The 16,417-nt window shown below is 32.7% G+C and carries 14 protein-coding genes and 1 pseudogene; 7 read left to right on the top strand and 8 right to left on the bottom strand.

All coding sequences use genetic code 11. From position 1 onward, the window contains the following. Positions 1 to 267 precede the first annotated feature (267 nt). The 6 genes and pseudogenes from P7F85_RS00560 to P7F85_RS00535 all read right to left on the bottom strand — a co-directional run bounded on the left by P7F85_RS00560 (position 268) and on the right by P7F85_RS00535 (position 6,310). Complete coding sequence (locus P7F85_RS00560) at positions 268 to 1,419, bottom strand: MFS transporter (protein WP_002467577.1); 1,152 nt, start codon at positions 1,417 to 1,419, stop codon at positions 268 to 270. Positions 1,420 to 1,422: 3 nt separating this feature from the next. After that, a complete protein-coding gene (locus P7F85_RS00555) occupies positions 1,423 to 2,064 on the bottom strand; it encodes an HAD family hydrolase (protein ID WP_002467575.1) in 642 nt (213 codons plus the stop codon). 25 nt (positions 2,065 to 2,089) lie between these two features. Further along, positions 2,090 to 3,118: pseudogene (locus tag P7F85_RS00550) on the bottom strand (YqcI/YcgG family protein). A gap of 260 nt (positions 3,119 to 3,378) precedes the next feature. After that, positions 3,379 to 3,909 carry a GNAT family N-acetyltransferase gene (locus P7F85_RS00545; RefSeq protein WP_002467578.1) on the bottom strand — a complete coding sequence of 177 codons (531 nt, stop codon included), beginning with the start codon at positions 3,907 to 3,909 and terminating at the stop codon, positions 3,379 to 3,381. Between the two features lie 85 nt (positions 3,910 to 3,994). Then, entirely contained in the window at positions 3,995 to 5,446 is a 1,452-nt protein-coding gene (locus tag P7F85_RS00540) for a SulP family inorganic anion transporter (RefSeq protein ID WP_002467573.1), read from the bottom strand. A gap of 387 nt (positions 5,447 to 5,833) precedes the next feature. Beyond that, positions 5,834 to 6,310, bottom strand: coding sequence for an arginine repressor (locus P7F85_RS00535; RefSeq protein WP_002450226.1), 477 nt, complete (start codon positions 6,308 to 6,310; stop codon positions 5,834 to 5,836). Between the two features lie 436 nt (positions 6,311 to 6,746). Here P7F85_RS00535 and arcA point away from each other — a divergent pair, with 436 nt between their 5' ends. The 5 genes from arcA to P7F85_RS00510 all read left to right on the top strand — a co-directional run bounded on the left by arcA (position 6,747) and on the right by P7F85_RS00510 (position 12,276). After that, positions 6,747 to 7,982, top strand: a complete 1,236-nt coding sequence (gene arcA, locus P7F85_RS00530; protein WP_015364606.1) for an arginine deiminase — start codon at positions 6,747 to 6,749, stop codon at positions 7,980 to 7,982. A 54-nt stretch (positions 7,983 to 8,036) separates the two neighbouring features. Beyond that, entirely contained in the window at positions 8,037 to 9,044 is a 1,008-nt protein-coding gene (argF, locus tag P7F85_RS00525; protein ID WP_002466993.1) for an ornithine carbamoyltransferase, read from the top strand. Positions 9,045 to 9,154: 110 nt separating this feature from the next. Continuing rightward, positions 9,155 to 10,585, top strand: a complete 1,431-nt coding sequence (gene arcD, locus P7F85_RS00520) for an arginine-ornithine antiporter (protein ID WP_002466996.1) — start codon at positions 9,155 to 9,157, stop codon at positions 10,583 to 10,585. Positions 10,586 to 10,601: 16 nt separating this feature from the next. Continuing rightward, on the top strand, positions 10,602 to 11,543 hold the full coding sequence (arcC, locus tag P7F85_RS00515) for a carbamate kinase (RefSeq protein WP_002466994.1): 942 nt from the start codon (positions 10,602 to 10,604) through the stop codon (positions 11,541 to 11,543). A 19-nt stretch (positions 11,544 to 11,562) separates the two neighbouring features. Beyond that, positions 11,563 to 12,276: a Crp/Fnr family transcriptional regulator gene (locus P7F85_RS00510; RefSeq protein WP_002466992.1), complete on the top strand. Its 714-nt coding sequence runs from the start codon at positions 11,563 to 11,565 to the stop codon at positions 12,274 to 12,276. A 289-nt stretch (positions 12,277 to 12,565) separates the two neighbouring features. Here the strand turns inward: P7F85_RS00510 and P7F85_RS00505 are convergent, their stop codons facing one another. After that, entirely contained in the window at positions 12,566 to 14,380 is a 1,815-nt protein-coding gene (locus tag P7F85_RS00505; protein ID WP_002466991.1) for a 3-hydroxyacyl-CoA dehydrogenase, read from the bottom strand. 692 nt (positions 14,381 to 15,072) lie between these two features. Here P7F85_RS00505 and P7F85_RS00500 point away from each other — a divergent pair. Together P7F85_RS00500 and P7F85_RS00495 are read left to right on the top strand one after the other, a co-directional pair. Next, on the top strand, positions 15,073 to 15,507 hold the full coding sequence (locus tag P7F85_RS00500) for a DUF1433 domain-containing protein (RefSeq protein ID WP_015364604.1): 435 nt from the start codon (positions 15,073 to 15,075) through the stop codon (positions 15,505 to 15,507). A 19-nt stretch (positions 15,508 to 15,526) separates the two neighbouring features. Continuing rightward, positions 15,527 to 15,958: a DUF1433 domain-containing protein gene (locus tag P7F85_RS00495; RefSeq protein WP_015364603.1), complete on the top strand. Its 432-nt coding sequence runs from the start codon at positions 15,527 to 15,529 to the stop codon at positions 15,956 to 15,958. Between the two features lie 109 nt (positions 15,959 to 16,067). On the opposite strand, the gene P7F85_RS00490 is transcribed toward P7F85_RS00495, so the two are convergent. Then, the gene (locus P7F85_RS00490; RefSeq protein ID WP_015364602.1) at positions 16,068 to 16,400 is read right to left on the bottom strand and encodes an SdpI family protein; all 333 of its coding nucleotides are present in this window, start codon (positions 16,398 to 16,400) and stop codon (positions 16,068 to 16,070) included. Between the last annotated feature and the right edge of the window lie 17 nt (positions 16,401 to 16,417).

Raw genomic sequence — 16,417 nt, 5'->3', positions numbered from 1 at the left:
TTAAATAAAACTAGAATTTTTTTAAATAGTAGCTACAACTTTATGAAATATACGTACTTCAAAAATGAGTTAGATATCATTTAATAAAAATACTTACTATTGTTGAAAACAATAAGTGTGAATTACAAATAAATAGACTATGTTCAAATTAAAAAAAGCAATTTCTATCCACTTCGAATAGAAATTGCTTTTTTATATGAATACGTATCCAAATTATTTTGATGAATGAGATTAAAACAGTGAAGCTCCATTTATGATCTTTAATATTTAATTCATATACTCTGAGCGAACCACCATTTTTAAAATTAATGATGAACAAACTGCTAATATGATTGAAATCATTAAAGATAAATTAAAATGATAATCTATGTAATATAATATCCCCCCTATAAATGAACCTAATCCTATTCCTAAATTTAATACTGAGATATCATAACTTAATATTTGACTCGGGTCTCCTCGTAAAAATTTAAGTAATGCATATTGAACTGTTGGATTTGTTCCCCAATGAAATAAATTCCATATAAATACACATAAAGTAAGAATTAAAACATTTCCACCGGCGAACCAAATGAATATAATAGAGATTGTGTATACCCCAATAATTATATTTCCAGCTATATTGTATCCTTTTTTCTCCGACAAACTATTACCTAATTTTGATCCTAGTACACCTGCAATACCTGAAAGGAATAAACATAAACTTACAATAAAGATACTATGACCGTTGCTTTTTACTAAAGGCTCGATATATGTAAACAATATACTATTAGAAACCATCATTAATAGTAAAAAAACAAGTATCAATATGATACCTTTATAATTAATTACTTTATATTCAGTATTATTAACACTTTGATCTTCGGTTTTATGAGGTATAAAATACAATACACCTAATAAACATAAAAAAGTTATAATTGCGATTAAATAAAATGGAAGTTTCCAATTATACTGAGAAGCTATTAGCGTACCTAATGGTATACCTAATATGTTTGCAGCACTAAATCCAACATATATATTAGCAATTACAGAAGCTTTATATTCTTCTGGAACAATGTTGGCACCTGTTGCCATTAACTTTACTGTTATTAATGAAGCGACACCTGCTAATACAATTCTAACTAAACACAACAAAATGTAATTTCTAATTATCGTAGTCATTAAAGTTAACAGAATAAAAATAATCAAACCATACACTAAGATGTTTTTATCATTTATATTTTTTGTGAGTTTCGTTAAGATAGGACTTAATATCGAAAAAGCAATAGCATATAAAGTGACCAATTGACCTATCAAAGCTTTACTTACATGAAATTCCTTACTCATTTCACCTAACATACCAACGACTATCAAATCTGATACGCCTACGATAAACATTGTTAAAAATCCAATAATTGTTATTCTTTTACTGATGGCCATATACTATTCCTCAAAATCTAGTTGGTGAACATTTGTAATAATGAATGTAGGATTTTCACGTTTTAATTCTTCAACACCATGGCTTCCCCAAGTTACAGCACAAGAATCTAAATTAGCATTATTAGCCATTTTTATATCGAAAACTGCATCTCCTATATATATCGTTTGATTACGATGCAAGTTATATTTATTTAATATATATATTATTCCATCGGGGGAAGGTTTATAGTTTTCAACCTTATCCGAACCTATAACTTCTAAAAAGAAATGTTCAACTTTCAATTTTTTTAGATTTCGTTTTAATACATCTGTTTTTTTACTAGATACTACAAACAACTTATATTTTTCATGGAGCTCTGCGAGTTGTTCTGTCATTCCGTCAAAAATATTCAAATATAATGTTTCTGTTTCTTTATAATATCTTCTAAATAACTCCATTAATTGATTCAATTCATTTTCAGATAAACTTTTTTCACTCATTAAATCAAAAGATTTTTCTATAGGTATCCCCATATAATATTCAATTTGCGTGTCACTAGGTATATGTAAACCAAATTCTGAAAATGCTTTTTTGGTTGCTATCGAACTACTTTTTTTTGAATCAGCAATTGTTCCATCGAAGTCAAATATTATATTTTTATACAAAACATTTACTCCTTTCAAATTTATATTAGTTATAAATAGCGTTATCTTTGATGAATCTTAATGCCAATAAATCATTCATATAATCTATATCAAAAACATTGTACTCTGAAGCTATATTCTTATTAAAGGTTGCTATTTGAATATTGCTATTATATAAATCTACTAAATCTGAGGAATTAGTAACTAGTAGATTGTTTTCATTTATGTCATGTTCTTCTTTACAGTTTGAATATCGTTTAATTTTTTCGTTTCCATAAAGACATTCAAAATGCTTAACTTGAGGTCCATTTTCACTAATAATTGATTCATCTAATATTATTTTTTGTGGTCTAAATGCTTGAAATTTCCATGGTTCATAAGATTTTTCCGAATTGGTATCCCCTATAAAATAAGATAATTTAGCTGGTGAAAATTTTCCTGAACCAATAACAGGTCCTAAACCAGAATGTACGGGACAACCATCATATTTCTCTGCTAATTTTCTAACATTTTTTTGTGCTTTAGCTTTAGTTTCCATATTGTAATTAAAATATTCATCTGATTTACTAAGAGTTTGCATTGCTAATGTTATAAAAGCACCTAAATTTCTTGATTTTCTGTGTTTATAACTATTAGAACTAAAATTAATGAACCATAATTCATTTTTAAAACGATACGCATAACCATCGTCTAAAGGATTATTATCAATATTATCCTTTTTATATCAATACTTATTTTTCATTGATGAAAGAAGTTGCCAAACCATAAACTGCTTTGCATGTATACTCATATTGCCAATTGGTTCAAAATATACTAACAATCCAGAAATGCCCCTATCTTTTTTAGGCATCTTTTTTAATTCATTTAAATAAAGATCTATATCTTTAGATAATTCTTCAGGACTATATGGATAATTTAATGCAGAATAAAAGTGAACTTCCTTTTTATGTCCTTGTATGCCAAATACACATGGAAATCCTTTCGATTCTATAACTTCTTTAGATTGTTTAATTTCTCGATTCAACCACTCGCAACGATTTTCTATTCTTCCAATGCAGCTTTGAGAAACGAACATTTAAACACTCCTTTAAAATATTGTTCGCCTATATTGTAACTAAAAACCTGGAATTTTCAAATAATCTCTTATAATTTTTTAATATAATTATAGTTTCTATTAAAATCACAATATTAGCCAAAAAATCAGTTAGATAAAAAAAGACTCCCGTTACATGAAGTTAACAGGAGTCAAATTATAGTTTCTATGATCATAAATTTATTCTTTTATATACCAATCTACATTATGTTTTTTACATACCATTATCAATCTCAACCTCATCATTCAAAAAATGCGTTTGGATATTGGATGATACCTGAAGCATGATTTAAAGCACTATCTTTTAATTCAATTGCCATCAATAACTCATCTGATACTTCAAAAGGCGCTTGTATGCCCCAATGAGATGCTTTTTTGAAACCAAATTTCGGATAATATGCTTCGTGTCCCATAACGATGACTGATTCAAAATCAAGGCTCTCTGCAATGGTTAAAGCTTGTTGTATTAATTTTTGACCTACACCTTTATTTTGATATTCGGGTAAAACAGAAATAGGTGCTAATGCTAAAGATTCTACTTTCTTATCCTTAGTATCAATCAAAATTTTAGATAATAATATATGTCCTATGATTTTATCTTCATTTACAGCGACTAATGATAAATCTGGAACAAATGCCTCTGACTTTCGTAATTTCGCAACCAATGTGTGCTCACTTTGATCACTATATGATTCATTCTCAAAAGCCTTTTTCACTACTTCTTCAGTTTGCAGGTAATCTTCTTTTTGCTCTTGTCTGATGATGAATTTCATCCTATCACCCCTCATCATAGTTAGTGCGCTGATATTTTACACAATTACCGTCATGAGTTCCTCTATATTTTACAGCTAGTGTCGATTAAATCAACTGGTTATGATTAATCTGACTTAGCTCGGAAATAATTTTTCTACTATCTGAATTTAACTTTTTCACATAGACGGTATTATGATTGGCTTCGAATTTCTGTACGATAGTATCAATCGCATTCACTGCTGAATCATCCCATAAATGTGCATGGTTGAAGTCTAATTCAATGACTGAATGGTCCACATTAAAGTCAATTTGGTTCATCATGGAATCAATAGATACAAAGAAAATTTGGCCTTCAAAGTATACATGTAACGTCTCATCAAACGTCTCTGTTGTCACATTCACGTTAGAAATCTTAGTCGCGAAGAAGAGTGCACTAAATACTACACCTACGATAACACCAATGGCTAGATTATGTGTCATCAATACAATAATAACTGTTAGAATCATCACAAAGGCATCCGTTTTTGGAGCATTTTTAACATATTTAAAGGAATGCCAGTCTACTGTTCCAATAGATACCATGACCATAATTCCCGCTAAAATAGGCATTGGAATTTGCACTACTAAATCCCCTAATACAATAATCATAAATATGAGTACTATACCTGCAGTTAATGTCGATAATCGACTTGTCGCACCGGATTTCACATTAATGACAGATTGTCCGATCATCGCACAACCACCCATACCACCGAAGAATCCTGTAATGATATTTGCGATACCTTGTCCACGAGATTCCTTATTTTTACTACTATAAGTATTTGTAAATTCATCAACAATTTTAGCTGTGAGTAAACTTTCTACTAACCCCACAATCGCCATCGAAACTGAAAATGGTAAGATGACTTGTAACGTTTCCAGTGTGTACGGTACTTGTGGAATAATGAAATGAGGCAATGCTTGCTTAATCGTACCTAAATCGCCAACGGTATGCACATTGGCACCTGTAAACATATATAATGCTGTTAATAAAATAATCGCAATTAATGGAGCAGGAATTGCTTTAAAGAATCTAGGTACAATATATACGATTAATAAAGTAATAATGACATAAATGTAAGTCGCAATGGATATATTAAAAATATGCTCAATTTGAGATAGAAAGATCATAATACCTAATGCATTAACAAAGCCAATCATTACGGATTGTGGAATGAATTTCATCAGTCTTCCTACTTTTAAAATACCTAAGACAAGTTGAATCAAACCCATTAAAATCGTTGCTGCAAATAAATATTCCACTCCATGTTCCTTCACGAGTGGTGTCACAACAAGTGCAACAGCACCTGTAGCACCTGAAATCATTGCCGGTCGTCCACCAACAATCGCTGTCACTGTCGCTATGATAAACGCCGCATATAAACCAATCATCGGGTCTACCCCCGCTATGATTGAAAAGGCAATCGCTTCTGGAATTAAAGCAAGTGCCACTACAATACCTGCTAGTATATTTTTCATCGGTTGATTAAACCACTGTACTTTCCAACTATCTACCATAACATCCGCTCCTTTTCATACTATTTAAATTCAATATTGATAAAGCGCTCATTACGTCCCTATCGTATTTAAAATATGCATATATTTGCACTTTGCATACATATGACACCGTCCACTTTTTCCGCAATAAAATAGAGCGAGTAAGAAACCATTGTGTCATTCAACTTGGTTTCATCACTCGCCCATGAAGGTGGCTATCTTATCATCTCATTAGAATTGTTATTTATTGACTATCCTACGTGCCACTCACTATATGACATATATCAATTGAATCGCGTTTTATTTGCCGAATTGAAACCTTACGCATTATAACATCAAGCACGCTTCAATGGCAAAATTCATTTTGATACTTGTCATCGACTTTTAATATACATCACGTCACATGAATCATGACTTTAGCTCTTCTTGATATGTCTGCCCAAATAATTGATAATGTACAAATTCGGTAACATCTGCTGAACTGACTAATATCAATATCGTATCATTACCGCCAACTGTTCCCAATACCTCATTTAAATTGAGCTGATCGATATAAAAGTTCACACTTTGCGCAAATCCTGGCGATGTTTTGACAATAAGGTAGTGATCTTTAATTGTGACCTTTTCGATCTCATCATTGTAAAAGGCTATGAGTTTCGTTTTCGCTTCGTTTTGAGCATTATCATTAAACTTTCGGTAACATCGATCATTATTGGCGGTAGGCATTTTATATATTTTAAGTTCATTTAAATCTCTACTAATCGTTGCCACACTATATTTGATACCAAAATGTTTATCAAGATAGTCGACAATTTCGGCTTTTGAACGTATGTCATTATCTTTCACAATTGTCGATATTAAATCCAATCGTTTACTTTTTCTCATATCTATTTACTCCTTTATCTGCATATTTCACAAAATACAGACAAACTTCATCACAAATACCATATCAAATTTCTTTCATACAATATGTGAAGTATTTCTCATTTATAACAATTTTTATAAAAAGTTTTATATTGATGTATAAAAATCTTCTTAAAATATAGACAGATTTAACATTTATAGTTAATTAATCATGCATGACTATCCATACATTCAATCGAATAAAAAATCATATTATATTAATTATTTATTATCGTATTAACTTAATATACATGTAGTTATAGGTTTTATGCGTTTATATTGCATAATCTATCATCAAATTGCATTGAATAAATATTTTATATGAGATATTCGACATTATTATTGTGAAAAGATTCTCAATCTCTATGTTGAAAGCGCTTTATACTCTAGGTGTATTAAATCAAAGGAGGAAATAACAATGGAAAAAGGACCTATCCACGTAAACAGTGAAATCGGCAAATTAAAAACGGTATTACTTAAACGACCAGGTAAAGAATTAGAAAATTTAGTGCCTGATCATCTAAGTGGATTGCTATTTGACGATATTCCTTATTTGAAAGTTGCTCAAGAAGAGCATGACCATTTCGCGCAAGTACTCAGAGATGAAGGTGTCGAGGTTGTCTATTTAGAACACCTAGCTGCAGAAGCCATTGCAGATGCCTCTGTTCGCGAACAATTTATCGACGATATTTTAAAAGAATCACAAAAGACTGTCCTCGGTCATGAAAAAGAAATTAAAGAACTATTCGCAACATTAAATGACCAAGAACTGGTAGAAAAAATTATGGCTGGTGTACGTAAAGAAGAAATTCAATTAGAAACGAATCACCTCGTAGAATATATGGATGACCGCTATCCATTCTATCTCGATCCAATGCCAAACCTTTACTTCACTAGAGACCCACAAGCATCTGTAGGTAGAGGAATGACTATCAACCGTATGTATTGGCGTGCCCGTCGTCGTGAATCTATCTTCATGACATATATTTTGAAATATCACCCAAGATTCAAAAACGACGATGTCCCAGTTTGGTTAGATAGAAATTCACCATTCAATATTGAGGGTGGCGATGAATTAATTCTATCTAAAGATGTACTTGCAGTTGGTATTTCTGAACGTACCTCTGCACAAGCTATCGAACGCTTAGCAAGACAAATTTTATTCGATGATCAATCTACATTTACTAAAGTACTTGCCATCGAAATTCCAAACAGCCGTACATTTATGCATTTAGATACAGTATTTACCATGATTGACTACGACAAATTTACAATGCATGCTGCGATTTTCAAAGAAGAAGATAACATGAACATCTTCACCATTGAAAAAGATGAACAAGGTCAAGACATTAAAATTACGCACTCAAACAAATTAAAAGAAACATTAGAAGATGCGCTTAACATCGACAATATTGAATTTATCCCAACAGGTAATGGTGACGTTATCGATGGTGCCCGTGAACAATGGAATGACGGTTCTAACACATTGACTATCCGTCCAGGGGTTGTCGTAACTTACGACCGAAACTATGTATCTAACCAATTATTACGTGATAAAGGCATTAAAGTTATTGAAATTACAGGTAGTGAATTAGTACGTGGTCGTGGGGGCCCAAGATGTATGAGCCAACCATTATATAGAGAAGATATTTAATTCAGTACACACATGCACTTTACTAATACATTTTAAAGAAATGAGGAATGAATCATGTCAGAAATTCAACAACCACTTAACTTAAAAGGTAGACATTTATTAAAAGAAGATGACTTTACGAAAAAAGAATTTAGCGATTTAATCGATTTCGCTATTACTTTAAAAGATTATAAACAAAAAGGGATTCCACATCGTTATTTAGATCATAAAAATATCGCCCTATTATTTGAAAAGAATTCTACACGTACACGTGCAGCCTTTACTGTTGCCTCTATTGATTTAGGTGCACATCCTGAATTCTTAGGAAAAAATGATATCCAATTAGGTAAAAAAGAATCTGTTGAAGACACAGCTAAAGTACTAGGAAGAATGTTTGATGGTATCGAATTCCGCGGTTTCTCACAAGAGATGGTTGAAGACTTAGCTAAATATTCAGGTGTACCTGTATGGAATGGTTTAACGGACGCATGGCATCCAACACAAATGTTAGCTGACTACATGACAGTTAAAGAAAACTTTGGTCATTTAGATGGCATCAAACTTACTTATGTGGGTGACGGACGTAACAATGTGGCTAACTCACTACTTGTGGCTGGACCAATGCTTGGTGTAGACGTAACAATTTGTTCTCCTAAAGCACTCTTCCCATCTCAAGACTATATTGATATTGCAGAAAGACGTGCCAAACAAGATGGTGGTTCAATCACAATTACAGATAATATTGACGAAGGTGTTAAAGATGCCGATGTTATCTACACTGACGTGTGGGTATCTATGGGTGAAGAAAGTGAGTTTGAATCACGTATTAAATTATTAAAAGACTATCAAGTTAATAGAGCTATGTTCGATAAAACTGGTAAAGATAGCACGATTTTCTTACATTGTTTACCAGCCTTCCATGATACAAATACCACATACGGTCAACAAATCAAAGATGACTATGGTTTATCTGAAATGGAAGTCACTGACGAGATATTTAGAAGCAAACATTCTAAAGTATTCGATCAAGCAGAAAACCGTATGCATACGATTAAAGCTGTGATGGCGGCTACGCTAGGATAGTTTGCAATTAAAAAGAAGACGCAGGTTTGGTTACGATACCCTCATATCACTGAACTCCTATATATGAATCACAACTGAACCTGCTTATTTATTCAAAGGAGACATGACATATGAGTGAATCAGATGGAAATAAATTAAGTAAAACCTCCTTGATTGGCCTCGTCATTGGTTCAATGATTGGTGGCGGTGCATTTAACATTATTTCAGATATGGGTAATCAAGCTGGTGGTTTAGCCATCATTATTGGTTGGATTATCACAGCAATTGGTATGATTTCCCTAGCCTTTGTCTTTCAAAACTTAACGAATGAAAGACAAGACTTAGACGGTGGTATCTATAGTTATGCACAAGCCGGGTTCGGTGATTTTATTGGATTTTCAAGTGCTTGGGGTTATTGGTTTGCAGCCTTTCTAGGCAATGTGGCCTATGCCACATTATTAATGTCAGCGGTCGGTAACTTCTTCCCGATCTTCAAAGGTGGAAATACCTTACCAAGTATTATCGTTGCTTCTATCCTTTTATGGGGCGTGCATTACCTCATCTTAAAAGGTGTAGAAACAGCTGCGTTTATTAATAGTATCGTTACTGTTGCCAAACTCATCCCTATCTTACTTGTCATCGTATGTATGATTGGTGCGTTTAACTTTGAGACCTTTAAAGCTGGTTTATACGGCATGACAAGTGGCGATACTGGCATATTCAGTTGGGGTGACACATTAGGCCAAGTGAAAAGTACAATGCTTGTAACGGTCTGGGTATTTACAGGTATTGAAGGTGCGGTTGTCTTTTCAAGCCGTGCTAAAAGTAAAAAAGACGTCGGTACTGCAACTGTGATCGGTCTTATCTCTGTATTAGTCATCTATTTCTTAATGACTGTTCTCGCACAAGGTGTCATTCAACAGAATCATATTTCAGAACTATCTAACCCATCTATGGCCGCAGTCTTAGAACATATAGTAGGACATTGGGGTTCAGTACTAGTCAACATTGGTTTAATCATTTCAGTATTAGGTGCTTGGTTAGGATGGACACTACTCGCAGGTGAATTACCCTTCGTCGTTGCGAAAGATGGCCTATTCCCTAAATGGTTTGCAAAAGAAAATAAAAATAAAGCGCCTGTCAATTCATTATTAATTACGAATATATTAGTACAAATCTTTTTAATCAGTATGTTATTCACAGAGAGTGCTTATCAATTCGCCTTTTCACTCGCATCCAGTGCGATCCTTATCCCATATATGTTCAGTGCTTTCTATCAAGTTAAATACACTTACTTAACGAAGGAACGTGCTACAACGAAACAATGGGTTATTGGTATTATCTCTTCTGTTTACGCGATTTGGCTCGTTTATGCAGCGGGTATAGATTACTTACTATTAACCATGTTGCTCTATATCCCAGGCTTATTCGTTTACCAAACCGTCCAAAAAAATAACCGGAAACCTTTAAGCAAGGTTGACTATATCTTCTTTGTATTAATCACAATTCTAGCAATCATCGGCATTTTTAGATTAATCACTGGTGCCGTAAATGTATTCTAATTAAGGAGTGAACGATATGGATAACAAAATCGTCATCGCGTTAGGCGGTAATGCCATACAAACTGATGATGGCTCAGCTGACGCACAAAGAAAAGCAATACGTTCGACAATGCAAGCACTCAAACCTTTATTTGATACTGATGCAGACATTGTTATCTCTCATGGTAACGGTCCACAAATTGGTACGATGTTAATCCAACAAGCTAAAGCAGATAGTCCACAAACCCCTGCCATGCCGCTTGATGTTTGTGGTTCCATGACCCAAGGTATGATAGGATTCTGGATAGAGACGGAAGTCAACAGAGTACTTGCTGAAATTAAGAGTCCAAGACGTGCAGGTACAGTAATTACTCGTGTTGAGGTCGACGAACATGACCCCCGTATGTCTAACCCAACTAAACCTATTGGACCATTTTACACTAAAGAAGAAGCTGAGCAATTACAGCAAGCCAATCCAGAATCAACTTATAAGGAAGATGCTGGACGTGGTTACCGTAAAGTGGTACCTTCACCTTTGCCAGTGTCTATTTTAGAGCATCAACTCATTAGTACATTAGTAGAGAATCAAAATATCATCATTGCATGTGGTGGCGGCGGCATACCAGTTATTAAGCGCAACGACACATATGAAGGTGTCGAAGCTGTAATAGATAAAGACTTTGCCAGTGAACGCTTAGCACAACTCATCGACGCTAATACTTTAATGATATTAACGAACGTAGAGCATGTATATATCAACTACAACGAGCCTAATCAAGAGGCATTAACAAACGTTGACGTTGCAACGTTAAAACAATATGCCAAAGATGGTAAATTTGCCGAGGGTTCTATGCTTCCTAAAATCGAAGCTGCCATTGATTTTGTTGAAAGTGGTGAAGGCCGACGCGCGATTATCACTAATTTAGATAATGCATATGAAGCATTCAAAGGACATGTTGGCACACAAATCGAGCATTAATCACTAAGGTGGTGACTTTATGACAAACAACCAATCACGAGGCATTGCAATCGATAATTCAATAATCACAAATCATAGTGATCAGTGTCTTGAACGACTTGCCCAATTGATTCACATCCCTTCTGTTGCTTTACAACCTTACAAAAATGAATGTATCGTTAGACAATATAACAAAGGACAAGTCATTTACTATTCTTCTGACGAATTAACACATATTTACTATTTGATTGATGGTTATATATTAAGAGAACAATTTAGTATGAATGGTGATGTATACCGCATCTTAAACAAGGATGATAAATTATTCCCCATGCATAATCTCTTCCAAGAGAAGACAACGAATGAAATGTGTACAGCCATTACAGACTGTATCATGATTGCCGTTCCCATTGATCTTATTGAATATCTATGTAGAAACAATGACAAAGTGTTTATTAGAATTTACCAATTGTTATGTAACAATCAGAAACAACAAATTGAATATCATATGGCACTCAGTTCTAAAAGTGCAAAAGAACGCGTGATTAAAATATTAATTTATTTATGTCACATGATTGGTTATGATAACGACGAATTTTATGAAATCAAATCATTTTTAACAATTCAAATGATTAGTGATCTTGCAAGTATTTCACGTGAAACAACTGGCCATATTATTCAAGAATTGAAAGAGCAAAATATTTTGCTTAAACACCATAAAAACTGGATTATCAGTAAACAAATTTTAGCGTAATCATTTTATCCCATAAACCCATATTCACCCCATCTCATGGTTAATCAGCATATGAAGACCTCCTTTTATTAACGTGACATGGTGATTAACCGACTAAAGCTCGACAAAGATCAATGTAGCGATCGCTGTCGAGCTTTTTTGATACGCTTAATCAATAGCAAAAACCCCTTTACTACGGCGGATAGTAAAGGGGGTTTGGGGAAATTATTTATATGTCATCTATTGAATGATTTTAATTGTTAAAGGGAACTGTCACTAATGAATCTTTACATCTACTAATGCAGAATGCTTATTTTAAGAAATCTGGGTCTAAATATGGTGCACCATTTGAATAGTCATAGAAACCTTTACCTACGCCACGGCCTAATTCACCTTTATCGATTTTACTTTGTAATAAATCAACAACTTTACCATCGATTTCATCGTTAGATTCTTGGTAAATAGCATTTAAAATGTGATACATCGTATTTAATCCAATGATATCTACAATAGCTAATGGACCATGAACCGCATGGAATCCAATCATCCATGTTTTATCAATTGTTTCAACATTTGCAATGTCTTTAACTAATAATTTAAGTCCAGCATGAAGTAATGGAATTAATAACGTATTTAAGATATATCCTGGTTGTTCTTTGTGAATTGGAATCACTACTAAGTGAATATCACGTGCAAATGCTAAGATTTTATTAAATGTGTCTTCTGTTGTTTTGCTTGCAACCATGACTTCACCAGTGTTTTTAAGCCATACACCATTTGAGAAGTGTAATGCCGCGAATTTTTCTGGACGACCAGTTAAGTCTTCAAAGTCACTTGGTCTTAATGTAGAAGAGTTTGTAACGATATACGCATCTTCATTTAAGACTTCGCTTAATTGTTTATAGAAATCTTTTTTAATATCAGTGTTTTCTGGTACAACTTCAATAACTAAATCTGCATCTTTTGTTGCTTCAGCTAAATCAGTATAGTAGCTAATATTTGATTCAAATTTGTCTACAGTTGCGTCATCCACATTCATATCTGATTTGTAATCTTGTTTGATTTGTTTTACACGGCCTTTAGCAGCTTCAATCGCATCATCACTAATATCATAAAGTGACACGTTAAAGTCACCAGACGCAGTTTGGAATGCGATTTGACTACCTAAGACACCGCCACCTGCTACAGTAATATTTTTGAATCCATGTGTTAAATCTTTGATTTCTTTTGGATTATCAAAGAAGTTGTCACTCTTGAATTCAGGGTTTGGATAATTGTAGAAACCTTTACCTACAGATTTACCAAGACGACCTTCTTCTACCATACCTTCTAAGAATTTAAGGTAGTTTTTAGCCCATTCTGGTGAATTTTCATCCATTTTTGATTTTCTGATATTTAAATGTGTCGCGATACCAACGATATCATTCATGCCAAATGGTCCATGTTCATCGTTTGTCGCTTTCATCCATGTTTTATCGATCATTTTATAATCTGCAACTTCGTTACCTAGTAAGTAACCTGCTTGTGTTACTAAAGGTACAAGTAATGAATTTAAAATATAACCTGGTTGTTCTTTTCGGATTGGAAGTGGTACCATGCCGATTGCTTTCGCAAAGTCTAATACTTCATTAAAGATTTCATCTGAAGTATCTTCCGTACGCATCACTTCACCTGTATTACGTAACCAAATTTCATTAGCAAAGTGTAATGCTAAGAATTTTTCTGGTCTACCTGTAACATCTTTAAATTGACTTGGCGCAAATGTTGAAGAATTTGTTGCGAAAATTGTTTTTTCAGGTGCACTTTCACCTAACTGTTTATAGAAATCTGTTTTAATTGAAACAACTTCTGGAATTGCTTCAATAACAATGTCAGCATCTTTCGCTGCATCAGGAATACTAGTACTAAATTGGATTGATTGATACGCTTGTTCTACTTTCTCTTCAGTCGTATCTAAATCATCTAAATAACGTCCTTTTAAGATATTCAAACGTTCTTTAACTTTTTCTAAAGCCTCATCATTAATATCATATAACGTTACATTAAATCCGTGGAATGCACTTTGGAAAGCGATTTGACTTCCTAGTACACCGCCACCTGCGACTACTACGTTTTTAAAATTCATCTCTTATGCTCCCATAATTCTAATTGCTTACAATTCAAGTATACGCTTAAAATTTATTTATTTGAACTGAATGCCTTTGGATAATATATAAATAATTGGATGGAATATGCAAAGTTATATAAGTGTATGTATATGGATGAAGAATTAGGATGAGAATGAATCATTGAGGAGTTATCAGAAGATAGATATGGATAGGTACAATTTGAAGATATGTATCACCTTTTCCGTAGTTGAATATATAAAAGTGCCCCCTTCAACATAGGGATGATTGCGAGTACGTTGAAGAGAGCGTTGTGGGACGAATGAGGAACATTTAATTTTCCTCGTTTATTCAAAGGGATTGAAAACCAATATATGATCTTCAAAATAAGCTAGGTATTTGAAATCATCACTATCTTTATGCAAATGATGATTTTTAATAACATTTTATTTATTTAATTTTTTATAATAATCAATGTTTGATTTTGGTTTAATATGATAAAATGATTTTACTTTCTACTTTAGATCAATATCAATTTGCTAGTTATACTGATTATGATTCTAGAGGGCTTGAACAACGCTTTATTAATAAAGATTCCAAAAAAATACAGTGAAAACTAATGATATTATTAAAAAAGAACATTTGGACAAAGATGAATATGAAGCTGAGCCGCCTGCATTCTTCTTTTTCTAATACAAAGGGATTGATTCTTTTGAAAAAACGTTATGTCTTGATAACAATTTTAATCATTTTCGTCTTTATGGTTGTTTGTGGATATATTTCTCACAAAAACAAAAAAGAACACTATATCCAAACCCAAGAAAAACGCATTGATTTATACTTTAAATATAACCTTAAAGATTATCATTCTATGCATGTAACTAATTTTGAAAAGAATTTTATGGCAGGCTCTTACTTTGTAAGTGGTTATATTAACAATAATAAAAAATATGATTTTGATGTTACTATATATGTTGGCCAAAGCAATCAATTTGATGGAGATATAGGTTATGATCCCAAGACTTTGGGCAAGCTCTTTATTTCAGATGATCCTAAAAATGATTTATCTCCTAATGAGATTATTAAAAAAGAACATTTAGACAAAGATAAATATGAAGCTGAACCGCCTTCATTCTTCTTTTTCTAATACAAAGGGATTGATTCTTTTGAAAAAACGTTATGTCTTGATAACAATTTTAATCATTTTCGTCTTTATGGTTGTTTGTGGATATATTTCTCACAAAAACAAAAAAGAACACTATATCCAAACCCAAGAAAAACGCATTGATTTATACTTTAAATATAACCTTAAAGATTATCATTCTATGCATGTAACAAGTTTTAAAAAGAATCCGATGGGCGGATATTTTATAAAAGGTTATATTAATAATGATAAAAATTACGACTTTGATGCTACAATTTTTTCTAGTCATAGTACACAATTTAAGGGCGATATTGGCTATGATGACAAAACCTTAGGCAAGCTCTTTATTTCAGATGATCCTAAAAATGATTTATCTCCTAATGAGATTATTAAAAAAGAACATTTAGACAAAGATAAATATGAAGCTGAGCCGCCTGCTTTCTTCTTGTTCTAAAAAAGGACAAACACTGATACCACAGTGCTTGTCCTTTTTAATACTTATATTAATATTACATTTATGTATATTTAAAATCTCATCATCTAACTTCATAATATTTTTCAATTTAGAGTTTTCTATTTACAATCCAATGGAGTGCACCTAATAATATTAAAATAATTCCTGTCTGTATTAATATAGACCCCATTAATTGGTCTTCTAATTTCAATATAATCAATGCTATATCACATATTACGAAAACGACTGAAAACATGGCACTATATTTAAATATACTCTTGTTATACTGAATAAATAAGAATTGTGCTTTAAGCCATATTTCATCATTTTTCATTGATTTTTTTGATCTAAAACCATACCATCGATTTCTTTCTTTTGGATAGGTTTTACTATATGAAATACCTACCACAATCATAAAAAGGCTCATAGGAAAGAGTAGCATATACATTCCCTCTATTC

The organism is Staphylococcus sp. aM (assembly GCF_052975125.1).
This window is presented reverse-complemented; position numbering and strand designations above follow the sequence as displayed.